The sequence below is a fragment of the Alteriqipengyuania triglochinis genome (genome assembly GCF_054655655.1).
In genome coordinates this window covers 12,797-34,054 of sequence record NZ_BAAHNC010000007.1, presented here as the reverse complement: position 1 = coordinate 34,054, position 21,258 = coordinate 12,797, and the positions used below count along the sequence as shown (strand labels likewise).

The following is a 21,258-nucleotide window of genomic DNA, read 5'->3' as shown; positions in this document are numbered from 1 at the left end:
TTTTATTGGCTCGCCGGTGGGGCTAGGTCGCCCGCATGACCGGACAATTCCAGCTTTCAGACGACCAGCTCGCGATCCAGGACATGGCGCAGCGGTTCACCGCCGACAACATCACGCCCCACGCGGGCAAGTGGGACGAAGATCACCACTTCCCCGTCGACACGATCAAGCAGACCGCCGAGCTCGGCTTCGGCGCGATCTACGTCAGCGAGGAGAGCGGCGGGATCGGCCTCGGCCGGCTCGAAGCGGCGCTGATCATGGAGGCGATGGCCTATGGCTGCCCCACCACCAGCGCGTTCATCTCGATCCACAACATGGCGAGCTGGATGATCGATCGCTTCGGCGGCGAAGGGGTGAAGGAAAAGTACCTTCCCCAGCTGGTGACGATGGAGAAGCTGGCTTCCTATTGCCTCACCGAACCGGGTAGCGGATCGGACGCGGCGGGGCTCAAGACTCAGGCGGTGCGCGATGGCGACCACTACGTGCTCAACGGCACCAAGCAGTTCATCTCCGGCGGCGGGGTGAACGACATCTACGTCACCATGGTCCGCACGGGCGAGCACAAGACCAAGGGCATCACCTGCCTGGTGGTCGACAAGGATACGCCGGGCGTTTCCTTCGGCGCGCCAGAGAAGAAGCTCGGCTGGAATGCCAGCCCGACCGCGCAGGTCATCTTCGAGGATGCGCGCGTACCGGTCGAGAACCGCGTGGGCGACGAAGGCGAAGGCTTCCGTTTCGCGATGATGGGGCTCGACGGCGGGCGGCTGAACATCGGCGCGTGCTCGCTCGGTGGGGCGCAGCGCTGCCTCGACGAGGCGGTGAAGTACACCAAGGAACGCCAGCAGTTCGATCAGCAGATCGCGGACTTCCAGAACACGCAGTTCATGCTCGCCGACATGGCGACCGATTTGGAAGCGGCGCGCGCCCTGCTCTATCTCGCGGCGGCGAAGGTCACCGACAATGCGCCCGACAAGTCGCGCTTCTCCGCGATGGCGAAGCGGCTGGCGACCGATAATGGCAGCAAGGTCGTCAACGACGCGCTGCAGCTGTTCGGCGGCTATGGTTACCTCAAGGATTACCCGATCGAACGCTACTGGCGCGACCTGCGCGTGCACTCGATCCTCGAAGGCACCAACCAGGTGATGCGGATGATCGTGGGGCGGGATCTGCTGCGGCAGTGACCGGCCTTGCCATGACTACCTTCCTCGTCCCCGATTACGACGAGGCGATCGCTTTCTTCCGCGAGGCGCTGGATTTCGCGGTCGAGGAAGACAGCGATCTGGGCGGCGGCAAGCGCTGGGTCGTCGTGGCAGGGGCACGCGGCGGGAAACTGCTGCTCGCTCGCGCCGCAAACGACGAACAGACCGCGGCGATCGGCCATCAGGCAGGGGGGCGCGTCGGCTGGTTCCTCCAGTCGGACGATTTTGCGACCGACCATCGGCGCATGACGCAATGGGGCGTCGAATTCACCGAAGCACAGCGCGAAGAGCCCTATGGCACCGTCGCGGTTTTCAACGATCCGTGGGGCAACCGCTGGGATCTGATCGAACACAAGGACGCAGCATGACCGACCAGCTCAACATCCACGCCCACCAGAACGTGGGCCATATCTCATTGAACCGCCCCAAGGCGATCCATGCGCTGACCACCGAAATGTGCGTCGCGATGGCCGATGCGCTGGGCGAGTGGGCCGACCACGCCGGCATCGCGGCGGTGATGATCGACCACGCTGAGGGACGCGGCTTCTGCGCGGGCGGCGATATTGCGATGCTGCGCAATTCGGCGCTGAACGATGGTGGCAAGACGGGCCGCGAATTCTTCCATGCCGAGTACCAGCTCAACCACCAGCTGTTCACTTACAAGAAGCCGGTGGTCGCCTTCATGGACGGGATCACGATGGGCGGCGGGGTCGGCATCAGCCAGCCCGCGGCCTACCGCGTGGCCACGGAGAACACCAAGTTCGCGATGCCCGAGACCGGGATCGGCCTGTTCCCCGATGTCGGCGGCGGATGGTATCTCAGCCGCCTGCCGGGCCAGACGGGCAAGTTCCTCGCGCTAACCGGCGCGCGGCTCGACGGGGCGGAGTGCCACGCGCTCGGCCTCGCCACGCACTATATCGCTAGCGAGAACCTCGCCCGCGCGAAGGCCGCGATCATCGACGATCCGGCCAATATCCAGGTAATCCTCGACGAGGCATCCGAAACGCCGCCCGAACCGCGCATCCTCGCCAACCGCGAGACTATCGACCGGCTGTTCGCGGGCCGCACGCTGGAGGAGATTCTCGCCGCGCTCGAAGCCGACGATTCCGAGTGGGCCGCGAAGGAACTCAAGACGCTGCGCGCCAAGAGCCCGCAGAGCTGCAAGGTCGCGCTGCGCCAGCTGGCGGACAGCCTGACGCTGGGCAGCTTCGCGGACGAGATGCGGATGGAATACCGCATCGGCAGCCGCGTGCTCGTCAGCCACGATTTTGCCGAGGGTGTGCGTGCCGTGATCGTCGACAAGACCGGCGACCCGCAGTGGAACCCCGCCACGCCCCAAGGCGTAACCGACGAACAGATCGAGGCGATCTTCGCCGCCCTGCCCGAGGGCGAGGAGTGGACGCCGCTCGGCAACTGAACTTGCCGTCGCCCCTGCGAAGGCAGGGGCCCAGATGCGGCCGGCAGGTCGTACAACAGACGTTATCTAGGCTCCTGCCTTCGCAGGAGCGACGAGGAGCAGACATGGCCTACGAAACCATCACCACCGAGACCGACGGCGCGGTCACGACGATCACGCTCAACCGCCCGCAGGCATTGAACGCGCTCTCGTCCGTTGTGCTCGATGAGCTCATCGAGGCCTTCGCCGCCTACCAGAATGACGACAGCCAGCTGTGCGCGATCCTGACCGGGTCGGGCGACAAGGCCTTCGCTGCGGGCGCGGACATCAAGGAGATGTCGGACAAGGACGCGGCGGATTTCTTCCTGCAGGATTTCTTCGCCAAGTGGACCAGCCACATCGTCGAAGCCGTTCGCAAGCCGTGGATCGCGGCGGTCAATGGCTTCGCGCTCGGCGGCGGGTGCGAGCTCGCCATGATGGCGGACTTCATCATCGCGAGCGACAAGGCCAAGTTCGGTCAGCCCGAAATCAAGCTGGGTGTTGCGCCGGGCATGGGCGGATCGCAGCGCCTCACCCGCGCGGTCGGCAAGGCCAAGGCGATGGAAATGTGCCTTACGGGCCGGATGATGGATGCCGAGGAAGCCGAACGCAGCGGCCTCGTCGCGCGTGTCGTGCCGCATGACACGCTGATGGACGAAGCGCGCACCACCGCCGCCACCATCGCCGGGATGCCGCCGATGGCCGCGATGGTAAACAAGGAAATGGTCAACGCCGCCTACGAGACCTTCCTCGGCCAGGGCCTGCTGCACGAGCGCCGCCTGTTCCAGATCCTCACCGCAACCGAGGACAAGGCCGAAGGCATGAAGGCCTTCATCGAGAAGCGCGACGGGCAGTGGAAGGGGCGGTGAGCCTCTAAGCCCTCTCCCCTTGAGGGGAAAGGGTTGGGAGAGGGGCCTGCAAGCCATCGGCCTGGCATCACCCCTCTCCAACTTCGGCTAGCGAGCGGGCTCGCAAGCCTGCGTATCCTCTCCCCGTACGGGGAGAGGGCAATTGGAGAGATGCTATGAAAATCGCCTTTATCGGCCTCGGCAACATGGGCGGCGGGATGGCCGCGAACCTGGTCAAGAACGGCCACGAAGTGCGCGCGTTCGACCTCAGCGAAGACGCACTCGCCAAAGCAAAGTCGAACGGCTGCGAGACCTTCACCGATGCCAAGCAAGCCGTGCAGGACGTCGATGCCGTGGTCTCGATGCTGCCCAATGGCGGGATCGTGAAGTCGGTCTATTCCGACGCCGTGATCGGCCACGCGCCCGAAGGCGCGGCGCTGCTCGACTGCTCGACCATCGACGTCGCCACCGCCAAGGAAGTGACCGAAATGGCCACCGCCAAAGGCTACAAGATGGTCGACGCGCCCGTCAGCGGCGGGATCGCGGCGGCGGATGGCGGCACGCTGACCTTCATGGTCGGCGGCACCGAAGACGCCTTCGCAGCGGCCAAGCCGATCCTCGAAGGCATGGGCAAGGCCGTGATCCATGCGGGTGACGCGGGCGCGGGGCAGACTGCCAAGATCTGCAACAACATGCTGCTCGCAATCTCCATGATCGGCGTTTCCGAGGCGATGCAGATGGCGCAGAAACTCGGCCTCGATCCGCAGAAGTTCTACGAGATCAGCTCGCAGTCGAGCGGCTATTGCTGGTCGCTCAATGCCTACACCCCACTGCCGGGCGTGGGCGTCGAGAGCCCGGCGGACAATGGCTACCAGGGCGGCTTCGCGACCGCGCTGATGCTGAAAGACCTGCGGCTCGCGATGGCAGCAGCCGAAGAGGTCGATGCAGGCGTGCCGCTGGGTTCGCGCGCGGCGTCGCTCTACGAAGATTTCGCGGGCGCGGGCAACGTAGGGCTCGATTTCTCGGCGATCATCAAGACGTATAAGTAGTCTAACGATCCTCCCCGTTTTCGCGCCAGCGCAAAAGGGGAGGTGGCACGCAGCCGTAAGCTGCGTGACGGAGGGCAATCGCTCGCAAAGCCCCTCCACCACCCTGAGGTGGTCCCCCTCCCCGTTTATCCTGCGGAGAAACGGGGAGGATCAGATTTCTGCAATCACCCGCGCGAGCCATTCACGCGGGGCCTTGCGGCGCCCCACATCGGCGACAAACTCCTGCCCCCGGCTGACTGCGATCAGACGACCCGCCTCGGCCCAGCGCCATTCGGCATCGTGGTAGGAGAGGTCGCCTCGCCTTAGCCACTTGGGCCGCTCCCACCGGCTAAGCGCTTCATCTGGCGCGGTCAGCCGCAACGCATCGGATGCCCGCGCTGCCATGCGCCCCGGCCCGACATAGAGCGTATCATTGGTCCCATGCATGCCCAGCGCATGCGGATGGCCGAGCGCGGCGTACTCCGCGCGCACCGCATCATCGCAGCATGTCAGGTCGATCACCCGCTCGACTTCCAGGTATCCGAAAATGCGGTGGTGCGGCCCGTGCCCGTCACCCTCGAAGCGCCCGAAAAACACGAACACATCGCCCCGTCCCACGCCGTGATTGGCAAGGTGCGTCTGCGCCGCGCCGACCTGCCCGAAAATGCAGCGGGCCTCGCTGGTGAACATCGGATCGTGGTGGCACAGGCTGTCCGCGCCATAGGCACCCCGGCTGGCGGCATGCGCCAGCTCCCCGAGCCCGAGATCGCCATAGGTCGTGCGCGCGATCCACTTGGTGTCGGGGATCGGGAGCGAGACCGGGCGACCGTCGATAATCGGCGAAGATCCGCCGCCCGATCCGCTGTCGAACCCCTTGCGGCTGAAGACGATCTTCATGCCGCGCGAGTGCTACTGCCCGCCGATCTCGCTCGCCACCGGCTTGCCTGCGGGGGCGAGCTCGCCCTCCCACGCCAGCACCGGCTTGCGCGCCGCCTGCGTTTCGTCCAGCCGGCGGCGCGGCGCGAAGTAGGGTGCGGCCTTCAGGCTCTCGTCGCCCGCCTTCGCCCGCTCTGCGACCGAGCGCAGCGCACCGATGAACTGGTCGAGGCCCGCCTTGCTCTCGGTCTCGGTCGGCTCGATCAGCATCGCGCCGTGGACCACCAGCGGGAAATACATCGTCATCGGGTGGTAGCCTTCGTCGATCAGTGCCTTGGCCAGATCGAGCGTGGAGAGACCCTCGGCAAAGCCTTTGTCGCCAAACAGCGCCTCGTGCATGCACGGGCCGCTCTCACCGAACGGTGCGTGGAGCAGGTCCTCCAGCGAGCGCAGGATGTAGTTGGCGTTGAGCACCGCATCTTCCGCAACCTGCGCCAGCCCGTCGGCCCCATGGCTGAGGATGTAGGTCAGCGCGCGGGTGAACATGCCCATCTGCCCGTGGAACGCGGTCATCCGCCCGAAGGCGTCCGAATGGCCGAACTCGTGCGCGTTTTCTTCCTCGACCAAATGCACCGTGCCGTCCGCGTCCCGTGCGGTGAACGGCAGCGGGGCGTAAGGGGAGAGAGCTTCCGAGAGGACCACCGGGCCCGAGCCCGGTCCGCCGCCGCCGTGCGGGGTGGAGAATGTCTTATGCAGGTTGATGTGCATCGCGTCGACGCCGAGGTCGCCCGGGCGCACCTTGCCCACGATCGCGTTGAAGTTCGCGCCGTCGCAATAGACGAAGCCGCCCGCCGCGTGGACCGCGTCGGAGATTTCCTTCATGTCGCGCTCGAACAGCCCGCAGGTGTTGGGATTGGTGATCATCACCGCCGCGACATCGGGGCCGAGGCGTGCTTTCAGCTTCTCAAGATCGACGCGGCCTTCGGCGGTCGCGGGGATATCCTCCACCTCGTAGCCCGCGAAGGCGGCGGTGGCGGGATTGGTGCCGTGCGCGCTCTCGGGCACCAGCACGACCTTGCGGGCATCGCCACGCGCTTCGAGCGCGGCGCGGATGCACAGGATGCCGCACAGCTCGCCATGCGCCCCCGCCTTGGGGCTCATCGCGACCGAGTGCATGCCGGTGAGGCTGAGCAGCCAGTTGGCCAGCTCGCTGATGACTTCGAGCGCGCCGGGGACCGTATCGACCGGCTGCAGCGGGTGAATATCGGCAAAGCCGGGCATCCGCGCGACTTTCTCGTTCAGGCGCGGATTGTGCTTCATCGTGCAGCTGCCGAGCGGGAAGAGCCCGAGGTCGATCGCGTAGTTCTGCCGGCTCAGCCGCGTGTAATGGCGCACGCATTCGGGCTCGGACAGGCCGGGCAGGCCGATCGGGTCGGCGCGGTCGAGCCCGGCGAGGCGGTTGGGCGCATCGGCCTGCGGTTCGGGCAGGTCGACCCCGGTGGTCTCGGTATGGCCGATCTCGAAGATCAGCGGCTCTTCCAGCATCAGCGCGCGGTTGCCGGTGAAGGTCGGGCTTTCGCTGTCGCCAGAGACGGGCGCGCTGGGTTTCCAGCCGGACTTGTTGGGCGCGTTCATGCCAGCACCTCCTTCAGGGCAGCGCAGAGGGTGTCGATATCCTCCTCACTGGTGGTTTCGGTGAGCGTGACGAGCAGGCCTTCGGACAGCGCATCATTGGCCGGGAAGAGCCGTCCGAGCGAGACGCCTGCGAGGATGCCCTGATCCGCCAGCTTGCGCACGACCTTGCGCGCGTCCTGCCCGATCATCAGCGTGAATTCGTTGAAGAAATTGTCGTTCAGCACGGTCACGCCGGGCACCTGCGCCAGCTTGTCTGCCGCGAGGCACGCGAGCCGGTGGTTCTCCGCCGCCAGCTGCCGCAAGCCCTTCTCGCCCAGCAGGCTCATGTGGACATTGAAGGCGAGCGCGCACAGCCCGCTATTGGTGCAGATATTGCTGGTCGCCTTCTCGCGCCGGATATGCTGCTCGCGCGTCGAGAGCGTCAGCACGAAGCCGCGCTTGCCCTCGGCATCCTGCGTCTCGCCGCACAGGCGCCCGGGCATCATGCGGACATGCTTTGGGTCGCGCACCGCGAACAGGCCGAGATAGGGCCCGCCGAACTGGAGGCCGACGCCGAGCGACTGCCCCTCACCGACAACAATGTCTGCGCCCATCTCGCCGGGCGACTTCACCGCGCCCAGCGCCACGGGTTCGAGGTTCACCGCAATCACCAGCGCGCCCTTGGCATGCGCGGCTTCGCTGATGGCTTCGAGGTCGGACAGGCGCCCGAGGATGTCGGGGTACTGGACCACGACGCACGAGGTATCTTCGTCGATCCGGCCGATCAGCCCGTCGAGGTCGGGCGAGCCCTGCAGCGTCGGCTGCGCGTCGGCGATCTCATCATCGGTGAACTTCGCCATGGTCCGCACGACCTCGGCATAATGCGGGTGCAGCGCGCCCGAGAGCACGACCTTCTTGCGCTTCCCGCGCGCAATGCGCCCGGCCATCGCAATCGCTTCCCAGCACGCGGTCGAGCCGTCATACATCGAGGCATTGGCGACCGCGCAGCCATAAAGCCGCGCGACCTGGCTCTGGAACTCGAACAGCATCTGCAGCGTGCCCTGAGCAATCTCGGGCTGGTACGGCGTGTAGGCCGTCAGGAACTCGCCACGCTGGATGATGTGGTCGACGCTTGCGGGCACATGGTGGCGATAAGCGCCTGCGCCGAGGAAGAAGGGCGCATCGCCCGCGGCGAGGTTCTTGCCGGAGAGCGCGCGCATGTGCCGCTCCACCGCCATCTCGCTGGCGTGCATCGGCAGGCCCTCGATTGGGCCTTTGAGCCGGGCGTGTTCGGGCACATCGACGAACAGGTCGTCGATGCTGGACGCACCGACTTTGGCGAGCATCTCGCCACGGTCGGTATCGGTGAGGGGGAGGTAGCGCATTGAAACTCCTTAGCCCCTCCCGCCTGCGGGAGGGGAGCGAGACTTGGGCCGCGAAGCGGTCTTAGCCGCAGCGGGGTGGGCCTATTGGGCCCCGGTACACTTGGGGCCCACCCCCACCCCCAGCCCCTCCCGCGAGCGGGAGGGGAGATCGTCATCAAAGCCCGTCGACAAAACTCTTGTAGGCGGCTTCGTCCATCAAGCCTTCCAGCTCGCTTTCGTCGGCGATGGTCAGCTTGAAGAACCAGCCGTCTTCCTCGGGCGAGGAATTGACCAGCGCGGGTTCGTCTTCGAGCGCGGAGTTCACTTCGATCACAGTGCCGCTGATCGGCGCGTAGACGTCGCTTGCGGCCTTGACCGATTCCACGACCGCCGCGTCCTTGCTCTTTTCCAGCTCGGTGCCTTCGTCGGGCAGTTCCACGAACACGATGTCGCCCAGCTGTTCCTGCGCGTATTCGGTGATGCCGACCGTGGCGGCTTCGCCTTCGACTTCGATCCACTCGTGGTCTTCGGTGTAGTAACGGGACATGTGCTAGCTCCCCCGGAAATAGCGGTGTTGGACAAAGGGCATTTTCGCGACGCGCGCGGGCAGGCGTTTGTTCCGGACCTGCACTTCGAGCGCGGTATCGATTTCGGAATGGGCGGCGTCGACGTAACCCACGGCGATCGGGTGGCCGAGCGTGGGCGAGAAGCCGCCGCTGGTAACGGTGCCGATCTGCGTATCGCCTGCGAAGATTTCCGCCCCCTCGCGCGCCGGCAGGCGACCATCGAGTGCGAGGCCGACCCATTTGCGGGTCGTGCCTTCGGCGATCTCGCGGTTGATGCGCTCTGCGCCAGGATAGCCGCCTTCGGTACGGCGGCGCTTGTTGATGCCGAACACCAGCCCGGCTTCGATCGGGCTCGTCTCGGGAGAAAGGTCGTGGCCGTAGAGCGGCAGGCCCGCCTCCAGGCGCAGCGAATCGCGCGCGCCCAGGCCGATCGGCTTCACTTCGGGCTCGCCGCAAAGCAGCGTCGCGACCTCTTCCACCGCATCGGCGGCAATCGAGATTTCGAACCCGTCCTCGCCGGTGTAGCCGGCGCGCGCGATGGTCACATCGTGACCGGCGATGGTGTACTGGCCGAACTTCATGAAGGTCAGCGCCGAAAGCGGATATTCGCCCTGCGCATGCCGCGCCAGCGCATCGGCTGCCTCGGGCCCCTGCAGGGCCAGCAGCGCGCGATCCTCCAGATGGTTGAGCGTGATATCGTCGGGCAGATGCTCGCGCAGGTGGCCGATATCGTCCCACTTCGTCGCGCCGTTGACGACGAGATAGAGATGCTCGGGCCAGCGCGAGACCATCAGATCGTCGAGCACACCGCCGTTTTCGTCGAGCAGCAGCGAATAGCGCTGACGGCCCAGCTTCAGCGTCGACAGATCGATGGGGAGCACCGCCTCGACCGCCGCATCCAGGTCGGGGCCCGAAAGCAGCAGCTGGCCCATGTGGGACACGTCGAACAGGCCAGCGTGGGTACGGGTCCACTCGTGCTCGGCAACAATGCCCCCGAACGGACCGGTATACTGGATCGGCATTTCGTAGCCCGCGAAAGGCACCATGCGCGCACCCTGCGCGCGATGCCACGCGTCCAGAGCCAGCTTTTCGGGCGGAGTTTCGGTCTCTTCTTCGCTCATCATTTCATATCCGACAGCCGCGGACGGTCGCGCGATCCCGCGCTCCCTTGCCGCCTGCCCCCTCTGTCGGAATACCTGAGAGCTTACCCCTTCGGTGGCCTGCCTTGTGGGGCGAGACGCTTTCCAGAGTGTCCGTTCGGTGCGCGCGGTCCCAAGTGCCTGAGAGTTTCCGGGGCGGTTGCTCCTTCGGCGCCGCCAGCCGCCCGGTTACCCCGACGCATGGCGATCTCTCCCGCGCGCTCCGCCGCAGGTTTGCACCTGCGAAGAACATGTGTGCCATGCGCGATTCGCAAGCCACGGTCAATCGGCCTTGAGGCGATAGCGCCCGTCATAATGTCCACCGCCCGCACGATCAGCGCCACTGGCTGCGGATCGGCATGTCGGGCGAATAGTAGTTGAGGTACTGGACCAGCCGCGGCCGGTCGGAACGGTTGGGGCTTGCCCCGTGCGGCAGGTCCTGGCGCCAGATGATCAGGTCGCCCGCGCTGGCTGCGATGCGCTTCTCTTCCCGCGAAAGATCGACCGCCCTGGGGTCGCCCGCTCCGATCCCGTCGAGCCACGCGTCGATCCGCCGGTGAAACCCCGGTACGCAGCGGAAGGCACCCTGATCCTCGCTCGTGTCGGTCAGATAGAGCACGCCCTGCGTGCCGAAGGGAATCGGCCGGGCCAGGCTGACATCCCAGTGCAGGTCCGAACCGGCGAAGCGGTACGCAGGCGTTTCGGGCGGATTGAAACCGATCCGGTCGATCGTGCACCACAGGTTCTCGCTCCCCCACAGCTGCGCGAAGGCCTTGTGCACCCGCGCACTGTTGCGGGCGGCGGCGATCGCCGCGTGGCGATAGACCGGGATCATGATCCCGTCGGTTTCCGCAGCATACCAGCTGCGGGGATCATCGGGCGTGGCGCCGAGCGAATCCCACACGAGCTGCAATATGGCGGCGATATCTTCGGCGGGAACCGCGTCGGTCAGGACGACATAGCCGTGCTCGTCCCAGAAACGCAGCGCGGCCTCGTCCAGCACGGGCGGCATCGCGGCAATGTCCATCAGCGCGGCTTTGGCGTCGCCCTCCAGCGGCATATCGCGCAGCCACGCGTGATAGCGCGCGAGCAGCGCCGGATCGGGCGGCCCCGCCGTGGCAATAATCCAGGCGCGAAATTCATCGAAGGATGGCCTAGCGCGATGGAGGAACTGGTAGACCTCCTTGTTGCCCAGAGCGAGCGTGTCGAGCAGCAGTCTGGAGGTCATCTCGGCCAGCTGCGGCCCGCCTCGCACGAGCGCGGCATGAAATTGCTCGAGGCATGCGACCTCGGGAAGGACATCGAGCCCTGTCGAGGGGCCTGCGACCTCAGCCATCGTTCTTCAGCGGCCGGCGCGATGACGCTTCGAAACCCATACCCGGCGCGCCAGTGGACTTGGATCCGCGCGGCACGCGGCGGGCGCTAAAGGCGGGCTCGACTCCCTCGGTCGCGGTGCGCATACAAGGCCGGGGCGCAAAGGAAACGAAGAGGGAGGACAAACGCATGGCAGACGATCCATATTATCCGGTGGCCACTGCAAGTGTCGGCTGGACCGATAAATCCGGCGCGGGGCAGATCCACGTCTTTTCCACCAATGGCTACGACGTCGTCGAACGCTACTGGAACGGATCGGGCTGGTCGACGGGCGATTTCAAGCAACCCGGCAGCGAAGTCTCCGCCACGGGGTTCATGGGCGAGGACGCGTTTCACATGCGTGTCTACTGCACCTCCGGCACCAAGACGACCGAATGGTGCAAGGATGGCGACGGAGACTGGTTCCAGGGCGGCTACACGTTCGAGTAGGCAAGCGGCCGGACAGATCTAATCGAGGTTCGGCCTCAGCCACCGTTCCGCGGTGGCGAGGTCGACCTTGCGCCGCCGCGCATAGTCTTCCAGCTGATCGCGCCCGATCGTGGCAACCCCGAAATAGGCGCTTTCTGGGTGCCCGAAATACATCCCGCTGACCGCCGCTGTCGGGAACATCGCGAAGCTCTCGGTCAGTTCGAGCCCTGTGCTCTCCTCTGCATTCAGCATGTCGAACAGGATCGGTTTGAGCGAGTGGTCAGGGCATGCGGGGTAGCCCGGTGCGGGGCGGATGCCGCGGTACTTTTCCTTGATCAGCGCTTCGTTGGTGAACTGCTCTTCGGCGGCATAGCCCCACAGATCCTTGCGGACCTTCTCGTGCAACGCTTCGGCAAAGGCCTCGGCAAAGCGATCCGCCAGCGCCTTAAGCAGGATGTCCGAATAATCGTCCTTGGCTTCCTGGAAGCGCTTCGAGGGGCCGTCGATGCCGTGGATGCCGACCGCGAAACCGCCGATCCAGTCACCATCGGGATCGATGAAATCCGCAAGGCACATGTTCGGGCGTTCCCGACTCTTTTTCACCTGCTGGCGAAGCATGGGGAGCCGCACGCTCTCCTCGTTCGTGCGGTCGAGATCGGGGATCGCGCCATCGGGATAGGTGCCGCCATCCTTGCTCACCCGGTCATGCACGTGCCGGTAATGCACGACCAAGTCGTCCCCGTCGCGGTGGCAGGGCCACAGGCCGGCAACGCCGCGCGCCTGCAGCCAGTTTTCCTCCACGATCAGGTCGAGCATCTTTTGCGCATCGTCCCACAGGCTGCGCGCGCTTTCGCCCACCACGTCGTCTTCCAAGATCGCGGGGTAATTGCCGTGCAGTTCCCACGCGCGGAAGAAGGGTGTCCAGTCGATGTAGTCGCGCAAGTCCGCGATCGACCAGGCTTCGAACACGTGCAGGCCCGGCTTGGCGGGCGCGGCAGGCTTTTGCGCGAAGTCGATCGGCGCGGCGTTCTCGCGCGCTTCCGCCAGCGGCAACAGCTTGCTCGGCCCCTTGCCCGCGCGCTTTTCCCGCACGGTGTCATATTCGTCGGCAATGTCGTTCACATAAGCATCGCGCTGCGTGTCCGACAGCAGGCGGCTGGCGACGCCGACCGCGCGGCTCGCGTCGAGCACGTGGATCACCGGCCCGTCATAGGCCTGGTCGATCTTCAAGGCGGTGTGGACCTTGCTGGTGGTGGCCCCGCCGATCAGCAGCGGCAGCGACATGCTCGCCTTCTGCATCTCCTCGGCCACGGTCACCATCTCGTCCAGCGAAGGGGTGATGAGGCCCGACAGGCCGATGATATCCGCGTTGTTCTCGTTGGCGGCTTCGAGGATGTCGCTCCACGGCACCATCACGCCAAGGTCGATCACTTCGTAGCCGTTGCACTGGAGCACGACGCCGACGATGTTCTTGCCGATATCGTGGACGTCGCCCTTCACGGTCGCCATCACGATCTTGCCCTTGCCCTTGGCGTTCTCGTCCTTTTCCTCTTCGATATAGGGGAAGAGGTGCGCCACGGCCTTCTTCATTACGCGCGCGGACTTCACCACCTGCGGCAGGAACATCTTGCCCGATCCGAACAGGTCGCCGACGACATTCATGCCGTCCATCAGCGGGCCTTCGATCACCTCGATCGGTTTGCCGCCGCGTTCCTTCACCGCAACGCGCATTTCCTCGGTATCGTCGACGATATGCGCGTCGATGCCTTTGACCAGCGCGTGCTCGACGCGCTTCTCGACCGGATATTCGCGCCACTCGGCGGCTTCCTTCTCGGTCTTGGCGTCCTTGCCCTTGTAGCTTTCGGCGAGCGCGATGAGGTTCTCGGTCGCGTCCTGGCCATTGGCGGGGGTCCGGTTGAGGATCACATCCTCGCATGCATCGCGCAATTCGGGGTCGATATCGTCGTAAATGTCGAGCTGGCCGGCATTGACGATCGCCATGTCGAGCCCGGCGGGGATCGCGTGGTAGAGGAACACCGAGTGCATCGCGCGCCGCACCGGCTCGTTGCCGCGGAAGCTGAAGGAGAGGTTCGATAGCCCGCCGGAGAAATGCACGTGCGGGCAGCTCTTCGAGAGGTGCCGCACCGCCTCGATGAAATCGACGCCGTAGGTCGCGTGCTCCTCGATCCCCGTGGCGACCGCGAACACATTGGGATCGAAGATGATGTCCTCGGGCGGGAAGCCGTCCTCGGTCAGCAATTTATAGGCGCGCTCGCAGATCTCGATCTTGCGCTCCCTGGTGTCGGCCTGACCGTCCTCGTCGAAGGCCATCACCACCACCGCCGCGCCATAGGCCCGGCACTTGCGCGCATTGGCGAGAAATTCGTCCACGCCCTCCTTCATGCTGATCGAATTGACGATCGGCTTGCCCGAGACGCACTTGAGCCCGGCCTCGATCACCTTCCACTTGGAACTGTCGATCATCACCGGCACGCGCGCGATGTCGGGCTCGGCCGCCATGAGCTTGAGGAACTTGACCATCGCCGCTTCGGAATCGAGCAGGCCCTCGTCCATGTTGACGTCGATCACCTGCGCGCCGTTTTCGACCTGGTCGCGCGCGACCTCGATCGCGGTCTCGTAGTCCTCGTTCAGGATCAGCTTCTTGAAGCGCGCCGATCCGGTGACGTTGGTGCGCTCGCCGATATTGACGAAACTGGAGGATGCGTTGGAGGTCATGGGTCAGGTCTGCTTGAGGTCGAGGGCGAGGACCACGTCGTCGTACAGCGTGCCGCCGACATCGAACCGGCGCGTGCCGATTTGGTGGAACCCCTGCTTGGTATAGAAGGCGATGGCGCGGCGGTTGTCGTCCTTGACGCCCAGCAGCAGACGCGCGTGACCGCGCGCTGCGGCGATTACCGCGTCGAACAGGCGGGCGGCAATGCCCGACCCGTGGAAGCGCGACAGGAGGTAGATTTTCTTGAGCTCGACATCGCCGTCCTGCGCGGCGTCGAGTTCGGGCGCGGTCAGCAGCGCGTAGCCCACGGGCGCGTTGTCGACTTCCGCGAGCCACGCCCGTGCACCTTCACCGAGGAGCCGCGCCAGATAGTCGGGCGCATGACGCTTGGTGCAATGCGCCACCAGCGCCTCGCCGGAGATCATCCCGGCGAAGGTTTCGAGAAAGGTCGCGCTGGCGACAAGCGAGAGCCGATCCACATCCCCGCTCGTGGCTTCGCGCACCACCGCAGTGCCGGAAGAAGTCGTGTCGGTCACGCAGCCGCCATGGTGAAGGGTTCGAGCCCGGCAAGGCGCGTCTTACGCTCCACCTCGGGAATGGCGCGGGGGTCGGCATCCTTCGCCGCCTGAGCGATCGCCGCGATATGCGCGGGCGTGGTGCCGCAGCAGCCGCCCACGATATTCACGAGGCTTTCCTTGAACCAGACCCCGACCAGCTCCGCCGTCTCGTCCGCTTCCTGGTCGTATTCGCCAAGGTCGTTCGGCAGGCCGGCGTTCGGATAGGCGAGGATCAGCGTGTCCGCCTGCCGGGCGAGCGCGGCAAGATGCGGGCGCAGCTTGTCCGCGCCGAAGGAACAGTTCACGCCGACCGCGATCGGCTGGAGGTGGCGCACCGCATGCCAGAACGCCTCGACCGTGTGGCCCGACAGGTTGCGCCCCGAATTGTCGGTGATCGTGAAGCTGAGCATGATCGGCACGTCGCGCCCCGCCGCCTCGGCCGCCTGCTGCGCCGCCATCCCGGCGACCTTGGCGTTGAGCGTGTCGAAGATCGTCTCGATCAAAATGAAGTCCACCCCGCCCTCGATCAGCGCGTCGCACTGTTCGCGGTAGACGGCCAGCATCTGGTCGAAATCGACCTCGCGAAAGCCCGGGTCCTCGACATCGGGGCTGAGCGAGAGCGTCTTGTTGGTCGGCCCGATCGCGCCCGCAACGAAGCGGCGGCGGCCGTCCTTCGCCTGCGCCGCTTCGGCCGCTTCGCGCGCGATCTTCGCGCCGGCAAGGTTCACCTCGCGCACCAGATGTTCGGCCTTGTAGTCGGCGAGCGCGATGCTGGTCGAACTGAAGGTGTTGGTCTCCACCATGTCCGCGCCCGCCGCCAGATATTCGGCGTGGATGTCGCGGATGACATCGGGCCGTGTCAGGTTGAGCAGGTCGTTATTGCCCTTCTGATCGGCATCGAGGCCAAGATCGCCGGCATAGTCCGCTTCGGACAGCTTGCGGTTCTGGATGCCGGTGCCGTAGCCGCCGTCGAATACGAGGACGCGCTCGGCAGCGGCTGCGCGCAGCGCCTGCGCCGGTGATTGTCGTTCCGTCATGCTGCGGACTCCCTGGCACCGTTCGGCCGCATCCCCAGCAGGTGGCAGATGGCATAGGCGAGGTCGGCGCGGTTGAGCGTGTAGAAGTGATAATGCCGGATGCCGCCCGCATAGAGGCGGCGGCACATTTCGGCGGCAACGGTCGCGGCAACGAGCTTGCGCGCATCGGGCCGCTCGTCCAGCCCTTCGAACAGGTCGTCCATCCAGGCCGGGATTTCGGCCCCGCACTGCCCGGCGAACTGGCGCGCCTTCGCGACATTGGTGATCGGCAGGATGCCGGGCACGATCGGCACGTCGATCCCCGCCCGGTCGGTCTTGTCGAGGAAGTCGAAGAAGGTATCGGGCGAGAAGAAGAACTGCGTGATCGCCCGGCTCGCGCCGGCGTCGATCTTGCGTTTGAGATAGTCGATCTCGTCCTGCGGGCTTCGAGCATCCGGGTGGCATTCGGGATAGGCGCTGACCGAGATTTCGAAGTCCGCGACTTCCTTCAGGCCGTGGACCAGCTCTTCCGCGCTGTTGTATCCTTCCGGGTGCGGCTTGAACGGCCCGAGCGAGCCGTCTTCCTGCGGCATGTCGCCGCGCAGCGCTACGATATGCCGGACGCCCGCTTCCCAGTATTGCTCGGCGACCTTCTGCGTTTCCTTTTTCGAGGCATCGACGCAGGTGAGGTGCGCTGCCGCCGGCAGCCCGGCCTCGGCGATGATCCGCGCGACCGTCTTGTGCGTCCGCTCCCGCGTGGAGCCGCCCGCGCCATAGGTGACCGAGACGAAATGCGGATTGAGCGGCTTCAATTCCTGCACCGCGTTCCACAAAGACTGCTCCATCTTCTCGGTCTTGGGCGGGAAGAATTCGAAGCTGACGTCGATATCGCCGGGCAGCCCGCTGAACAGCGGATCGTACTTGGCGCGGGCGCGCTCGCGGTTCGCGGCGAGGCCGTTCTCGTCATGGGTATTGGCCTGGGCAGTCATGGTGCCGCCTTTCTCGTCTTTGCGGTCGATCGCAGTCCGGCCCTGCGCCGTGCGACCCAGATCTTGACCACCAGCGCCTCTCCTTCGAGCGCGACGGGTGGCTGCGTCTCGAAACCGGCCTGCTCCAGCGCGTCGAGCAGGTGCTGCTCTTCGAAGCCGAGGCGCGCGTGCTGGAAGCGTTCGCGCAGTTCTTCCTGCTGGTGTGCGGCGAAATCGACGATCGCGATCCGCCCGCCGGTGCGCAGCACGCGGGCGGCCTCGCGCAGGGGCACGAGCGGATCGACCGTGTAGTGAAGCACCTGGTGCAGCAGCACCGTGTCGAAACTCTCGCTGTCGAAAGGAAGCGAGAGAAAATCGCCCTGCACCAGCTCGACCTGCTCGGCCGGCAGGTTCTGGAGCCTGGCACGCGCGACCCGCAGCATTTCGAGGCTCTTGTCGAGCGCAACGACCCGCCCCGCGTCCTCACCGAACAGCTCGGCCATCCGGCCCGTGCCGGTACCGATGTCGAGCAGCTGGCCCAGCGGCTCCCCGCCAAGCGCGGTGCGAAGGGCGGCTTCGACCTGCGCATCGGGGCTGTGCCGGCGGCGCAGATCGTCCCATTCGTCGGCATGCGCCTCGAACCATTGCGCGGCCTTGTCTTCGCGCGCTTCGCGGATCGCGGCGAGCTGCTGGCGATCCTCCTCGCACTGCGCGGCGAATACCGCGTCCTCGCGCTCGGCGGTCGACAGGAAGCGGGCGACGGCCGCGGTCAGCGGAGAACCCTCCACGCTCCCGGACGCTGCGCGCAGATAGATCCAGCTCCCCTCGCGCCGCCGCGTGGCGAGGCCCGCGTCGCACAGGATCGAGGCATGGCGCGAAACGCGCGGCTGGCTTTGCTGGAGCACCTGCGACAGTTCCCCGACCGCAAGCTCCATCGTGCCCAGCAGCCGCATGATCCGCAGCCGGGTGGTGTCGCCGAGCGCGCGCAGGATGGCTTCGGTCCGCATGGCGACCGGCATATAAAGATATTCTTATATCTACAAGTCCCCCGAGGACATGCAGCGCCACCAGGGCGACGAGGCGAGGATCAGCCGCCCTCGATCTGGCGCAACAGCGCGAGCTGGGCGTTGCCCGCCTCGGTCAGCTGCCAGCCGGTCTGCGTGTGCACGATCAGTCCGTCGGCCAGCAGCCGCTCCTTCTGCGCATCGCTCGCCCGGTCGCCTTCGGGCATGACCCGGCCATAGCGCCCGCTGTGATAGATCAGCGGCTCGGCAACCGTGCGCTCGAAATCGACCACCTCGCCAAGGAAGATCGCGTGGTCACCGCCTTCGTATTCGAACTTGGCGGTGCAGCCGAAACGCGCCGCACATCCTTCGATCCTGGGTGCCCCTTCGGGCCCGTCGCCATGGTCGAGATCGCCGAACTTGTCGGCCCCGCGGCTGGCGAAGCGGTTGGACAGGTCCTGCTGGTCGGCCGCGAGGATGTGGACCGCCCACGCGCTCGCCTCCCGGAACACCGGCAGGTTGCGGCTGCCGAGCGAGAGGCTCCACAACACCATCGGCGGGTCGAGCGAGACCGAGTTGAAGCTGTTGGCGGTCAGACCGGAGGGCTGCCCTTCGCCGTCGTAGGCGGTGACGATGGTCACGCCTGTCACGAAGGTGCCGAGCGCATCGCGAAAGGCGGATTGATCGATCACGGGTCAAGCGACTAGGCAGGCACGCGAACATGCGCAAGGCACGTTTGCCCGATCAGGCGCGTTGCCCTGCTGACAGATCCCCCGCGAGAAGGAGAATTCCCCATGAAAACCCGCGCCGCCGTCGCCTTCGAAGCCAAGCAGCCGCTCGAAATCGTCGAGCTCGATCTCGAAGGCCCCAAGCCGGGCGAAGTGCTGATCGAGCTGAAGGCGACGGGCATCTGCCATACCGATGCCTACACGCTCGACGGGCTCGACAGCGAGGGCTTGTTCCCCAGCGTGCTAGGCCATGAAGGCGCAGGTATCGTGCGCGAGGTCGGTGCGGGCGTGACGAGCGTGAAGGAAGGCGATCACGTGATCCCGCTCTACACGCCCGAATGCCGCCAGTGCAAAATGTGCCTTTCGGGCAAGACCAACCTGTGCAGCGCGATCCGCGAGACGCAGGGCAAGGGCCTGATGCCGGACGGGACGACGCGCTTTTCCTACAAGGGCAAGCCGATCTACCACTACATGGGCTGCTCCACCTTCTCGAACTACACCGTCCTGCCCGAAATCGCGGTCGCAAAGATCCGCGACGACGCGCCGTTCCACACCACCTGCTATGTCGGCTGCGGGGTGACCACGGGCGTCGGCGCGGTGGTCAACACCGCCGATGTGCGTCCGGGCGACAACGTGGTCGTCTTTGGCCTCGGCGGGATCGGGCTCAATGTGATCCAGGGCGCACGCATGGCGGGCGCAGACCGGATCGTGGGCGTCGATATCAACCCCGAGAAGCGATCCTACGCCGAACATTTCGGGATGACCGATTTCGTCAATCCGAAGGACGTCGACGATATCGTCGCCCACCTCGTCCAGATGCTCGACGGCGGGGCGGATTATTCGTTCGATTGCACCGGCAATACGGACGTCATGCGCCAGGCGCTCGAATGTTGCCACAAGGGCTGGGGCACCAGCATCGTCATCGGTGTGGCCGAAGCAGGCAAGACGATCGAGACGCGCCCATTCCAGCTGGTGACGGGCCGCAACTGGCGCGGCAGCGCCTTCGGCGGTGCCAAGGGCCGGACCGACGTGCCCAAGATCGTCGACTGGTACATGGACGGCAAGATCCAGATCGACCCGATGATCACCCACGTGCTCAAGCTGGAAGAGATCAACAAAGGCTTCGACCTGATGCACGCGGGCGAAAGCATTCGTTCGGTGGTGGTCTACGACTGATGGAGACCGCCGGCACCCCCACCAAGGTCAACCTGGCGGAGAAATTCGCCAGGTTCGACGACCACTGGGCCCCGCGCATCGCGGGTCGGTACAACGATAACGAAATCCGGCTGGCCAAGGGATCGGGCGATTTCCAGTGGCACAGCCATTCCGATTCCGACGAATTGTTCATCGTGATCGAAGGGACCCTGCGCATGGAGTTTCGCGACCGGGTTGAAACGCTCGGCCCCGGAGAGCTCATCGTGGTGCCGCGCGGCGTCGAACACTTCCCGAGCGCGCCGGAAGGCGAAACCAAGCTGATCATCATCGATCCGGCAGACACGCCCAATACCGGCGATCCGGCCACCGCGTTCAATCCTCTGGAGATATAGGATGACGACACAGACCGTCAGCGAGAACCGCAGCCATGGCGGCACGCAGGGCGTCTATCGCCATGCGAGCGAGGCCACCGGCACGGACATGACCTTCTCGGTCTTCGTGCCCGAGCACGAGGACGGCGCGAAGCTGCCGGTGCTGTGGTATCTTTCCGGCCTCACCTGCACCCACGCCAACGTGACCGAGAAGGGCGAATATCGTGCGGCCTGCGCAAAGGCGGGAATCGTGTTCGTCGCGCCCGACACGTCCCCACGCGGCGAGGGCGTCGCCGATGACGATAGCTACGACATGGGCCAGGGCGCAGGCTTCTATGTCGATGCCACGCAGGCGCCGTGGACCCCGCATTTCACGATGCGCAGCTATATCGAGAAAGAGCTGCCGCAGCTGATCGCGACAAACTTCCCGGTCGACATGGACCGGCAGGGGATCACCGGGCACTCGATGGGCGGCCACGGCGCGCTCACCATCGGGCTGCGCAATCCCGACACCTTCCGTTCGATCAGCGCCTTCGCGCCGATCGCCAGCCCGCTGAACTGCCCGTGGGGTGAAAAGGCGCTGTCGGGATATCTTGGCGATGATCGCTCGGCGTGGCGCCAATACGATGCCTGCGCCCTGATCGAAGACGGTGCACGCGCCGACGCGCTGCTGGTGGATCAGGGAACGGGCGACCAGTTCCTCGAAGACCAGCTCAAACCCGCGCTCCTCGAAGCGGCGTGCCGCGAGGCGGGGATCCCCCTCTCGCTGAACATGCGCAAGGGTTACGATCACAGCTATTATTTCATCTCGACCTTCCTGGCCGAGCATGTGGAATGGCACGCAAAGCGGCTCAACGCCTGAATGATCAGCGCC

The 21,258-nt window shown here is 65.6% G+C and carries 21 protein-coding genes and 1 riboswitch; of the genes, 9 read left to right on the top strand and 12 right to left on the bottom strand.

Annotation, left to right across the window (positions count from 1 at the left end):
• Window positions 1-35 precede the first annotated feature (35 nt).
• The 5 genes from ACYQ0L_RS14660 (at window position 36) to mmsB (ending at window position 4,531) form a co-directional block, all read left to right on the top strand.
• Window positions 36-1,181, top strand: a complete 1,146-nt coding sequence (locus tag ACYQ0L_RS14660) for an acyl-CoA dehydrogenase family protein (RefSeq protein ID WP_459790106.1) — start codon at window positions 36-38, stop codon at window positions 1,179-1,181.
• Window positions 1,182-1,192: 11 nt separating this feature from the next.
• A complete protein-coding gene (locus ACYQ0L_RS14655; protein ID WP_459790105.1) occupies window positions 1,193-1,567 on the top strand; it encodes a VOC family protein in 375 nt (124 codons plus the stop codon).
• Window positions 1,564-2,616 carry an enoyl-CoA hydratase/isomerase family protein gene (locus tag ACYQ0L_RS14650; protein ID WP_459790104.1) on the top strand — a complete coding sequence of 351 codons (1,053 nt, stop codon included), beginning with the start codon at window positions 1,564-1,566 and terminating at the stop codon, window positions 2,614-2,616. The genes ACYQ0L_RS14655 and ACYQ0L_RS14650 overlap by 4 nt, the downstream gene beginning before the upstream one ends.
• 104 nt (window positions 2,617-2,720) lie before the next feature.
• Window positions 2,721-3,503, top strand: coding sequence for an enoyl-CoA hydratase-related protein (locus ACYQ0L_RS14645; RefSeq protein ID WP_459790103.1), 783 nt, complete (start codon window positions 2,721-2,723; stop codon window positions 3,501-3,503).
• Window positions 3,504-3,658: 155 nt separating this feature from the next.
• Window positions 3,659-4,531 (top strand): 3-hydroxyisobutyrate dehydrogenase, encoded by an 873-nt coding sequence (gene mmsB / locus ACYQ0L_RS14640; RefSeq protein WP_459790102.1) that lies wholly within the window; start codon window positions 3,659-3,661, stop codon window positions 4,529-4,531.
• Between the two features lie 150 nt (window positions 4,532-4,681).
• Here the strand turns inward: mmsB and ACYQ0L_RS14635 are convergent, their stop codons facing one another.
• From ACYQ0L_RS14635 to ACYQ0L_RS14610, 6 genes are all read right to left on the bottom strand, one after another.
• On the bottom strand, window positions 4,682-5,407 hold the full coding sequence (locus ACYQ0L_RS14635) for an Nmad3 family putative nucleotide modification protein (RefSeq protein WP_459790101.1): 726 nt from the start codon (window positions 5,405-5,407) through the stop codon (window positions 4,682-4,684).
• Window positions 5,408-5,419: 12 nt separating this feature from the next.
• Window positions 5,420-7,021, bottom strand: a complete 1,602-nt coding sequence (gene gcvPB / locus ACYQ0L_RS14630; RefSeq protein WP_459790100.1) for an aminomethyl-transferring glycine dehydrogenase subunit GcvPB — start codon at window positions 7,019-7,021, stop codon at window positions 5,420-5,422.
• Entirely contained in the window at window positions 7,018-8,385 is a 1,368-nt protein-coding gene (gene gcvPA / locus ACYQ0L_RS14625) for an aminomethyl-transferring glycine dehydrogenase subunit GcvPA (RefSeq protein WP_459790099.1), read from the bottom strand. Before gcvPA ends, gcvPB begins: the two co-directional genes overlap by 4 nt.
• A gap of 154 nt (window positions 8,386-8,539) precedes the next feature.
• Window positions 8,540-8,911, bottom strand: coding sequence for a glycine cleavage system protein GcvH (gene gcvH, locus ACYQ0L_RS14620; RefSeq protein ID WP_459790098.1), 372 nt, complete (start codon window positions 8,909-8,911; stop codon window positions 8,540-8,542).
• Window positions 8,912-8,914: 3 nt separating this feature from the next.
• Window positions 8,915-10,051 (bottom strand): glycine cleavage system aminomethyltransferase GcvT, encoded by a 1,137-nt coding sequence (gene gcvT, locus ACYQ0L_RS14615; RefSeq protein WP_459790165.1) that lies wholly within the window; start codon window positions 10,049-10,051, stop codon window positions 8,915-8,917.
• 136 nt (window positions 10,052-10,187) lie between these two features.
• A riboswitch (glycine riboswitch) is annotated at window positions 10,188-10,296 on the bottom strand.
• 107 nt (window positions 10,297-10,403) lie between these two features.
• Entirely contained in the window at window positions 10,404-11,405 is a 1,002-nt protein-coding gene (locus tag ACYQ0L_RS14610) for a phytanoyl-CoA dioxygenase family protein (RefSeq protein WP_459790097.1), read from the bottom strand.
• Between the two features lie 167 nt (window positions 11,406-11,572).
• Here ACYQ0L_RS14610 and ACYQ0L_RS14605 point away from each other — a divergent pair, with 167 nt between their 5' ends.
• A complete protein-coding gene (locus ACYQ0L_RS14605) occupies window positions 11,573-11,872 on the top strand; it encodes a fucose-binding lectin (protein ID WP_459790096.1) in 300 nt (99 codons plus the stop codon).
• An 18-nt stretch (window positions 11,873-11,890) separates the two neighbouring features.
• Here ACYQ0L_RS14605 and metH read toward each other — a convergent pair whose 3' ends face one another.
• The 6 genes from metH to ACYQ0L_RS14575 form a co-directional block, all read right to left on the bottom strand.
• A complete protein-coding gene (gene metH, locus ACYQ0L_RS14600; RefSeq protein ID WP_459790095.1) occupies window positions 11,891-14,587 on the bottom strand; it encodes a methionine synthase in 2,697 nt (898 codons plus the stop codon).
• A 3-nt stretch (window positions 14,588-14,590) separates the two neighbouring features.
• Window positions 14,591-15,121 carry a GNAT family N-acetyltransferase gene (locus ACYQ0L_RS14595; RefSeq protein ID WP_459790094.1) on the bottom strand — a complete coding sequence of 177 codons (531 nt, stop codon included), beginning with the start codon at window positions 15,119-15,121 and terminating at the stop codon, window positions 14,591-14,593.
• Window positions 15,118-16,179, bottom strand: a complete 1,062-nt coding sequence (locus ACYQ0L_RS14590) for a homocysteine S-methyltransferase family protein (protein ID WP_459790093.1) — start codon at window positions 16,177-16,179, stop codon at window positions 15,118-15,120. Before ACYQ0L_RS14590 ends, ACYQ0L_RS14595 begins: the two co-directional genes overlap by 4 nt.
• The gene (metF, locus tag ACYQ0L_RS14585; protein ID WP_459790092.1) at window positions 16,176-17,147 is read right to left on the bottom strand and encodes a methylenetetrahydrofolate reductase [NAD(P)H]; all 972 of its coding nucleotides are present in this window, start codon (window positions 17,145-17,147) and stop codon (window positions 16,176-16,178) included. The genes ACYQ0L_RS14590 and metF overlap by 4 nt, the downstream gene beginning before the upstream one ends.
• Window positions 17,144-18,133 (bottom strand): ArsR/SmtB family transcription factor, encoded by a 990-nt coding sequence (locus ACYQ0L_RS14580; protein WP_459790164.1) that lies wholly within the window; start codon window positions 18,131-18,133, stop codon window positions 17,144-17,146. The genes metF and ACYQ0L_RS14580 overlap by 4 nt, the downstream gene beginning before the upstream one ends.
• Before the next feature lie 80 nt (window positions 18,134-18,213).
• Window positions 18,214-18,822: a flavin reductase family protein gene (locus tag ACYQ0L_RS14575; RefSeq protein WP_459790091.1), complete on the bottom strand. Its 609-nt coding sequence runs from the start codon at window positions 18,820-18,822 to the stop codon at window positions 18,214-18,216.
• A gap of 102 nt (window positions 18,823-18,924) precedes the next feature.
• Here ACYQ0L_RS14575 and ACYQ0L_RS14570 point away from each other — a divergent pair, with 102 nt between their 5' ends.
• Genes ACYQ0L_RS14570 through fghA form a run of 3 tightly spaced genes read left to right on the top strand, consistent with a single transcriptional unit; the run spans window position 18,925 to window position 21,246 of the window.
• On the top strand, window positions 18,925-20,034 hold the full coding sequence (locus ACYQ0L_RS14570; protein ID WP_459790090.1) for an S-(hydroxymethyl)glutathione dehydrogenase/class III alcohol dehydrogenase: 1,110 nt from the start codon (window positions 18,925-18,927) through the stop codon (window positions 20,032-20,034).
• Window positions 20,034-20,405 carry a cupin domain-containing protein gene (locus ACYQ0L_RS14565; RefSeq protein WP_459790089.1) on the top strand — a complete coding sequence of 124 codons (372 nt, stop codon included), beginning with the start codon at window positions 20,034-20,036 and terminating at the stop codon, window positions 20,403-20,405. Before ACYQ0L_RS14570 ends, ACYQ0L_RS14565 begins: the two co-directional genes overlap by 1 nt.
• A gap of 1 nt (window position 20,406) precedes the next feature.
• Window positions 20,407-21,246, top strand: coding sequence for an S-formylglutathione hydrolase (gene fghA / locus ACYQ0L_RS14560; protein ID WP_459790087.1), 840 nt, complete (start codon window positions 20,407-20,409; stop codon window positions 21,244-21,246).
• The last annotated feature ends 12 nt before the right edge of the window (window positions 21,247-21,258 follow it).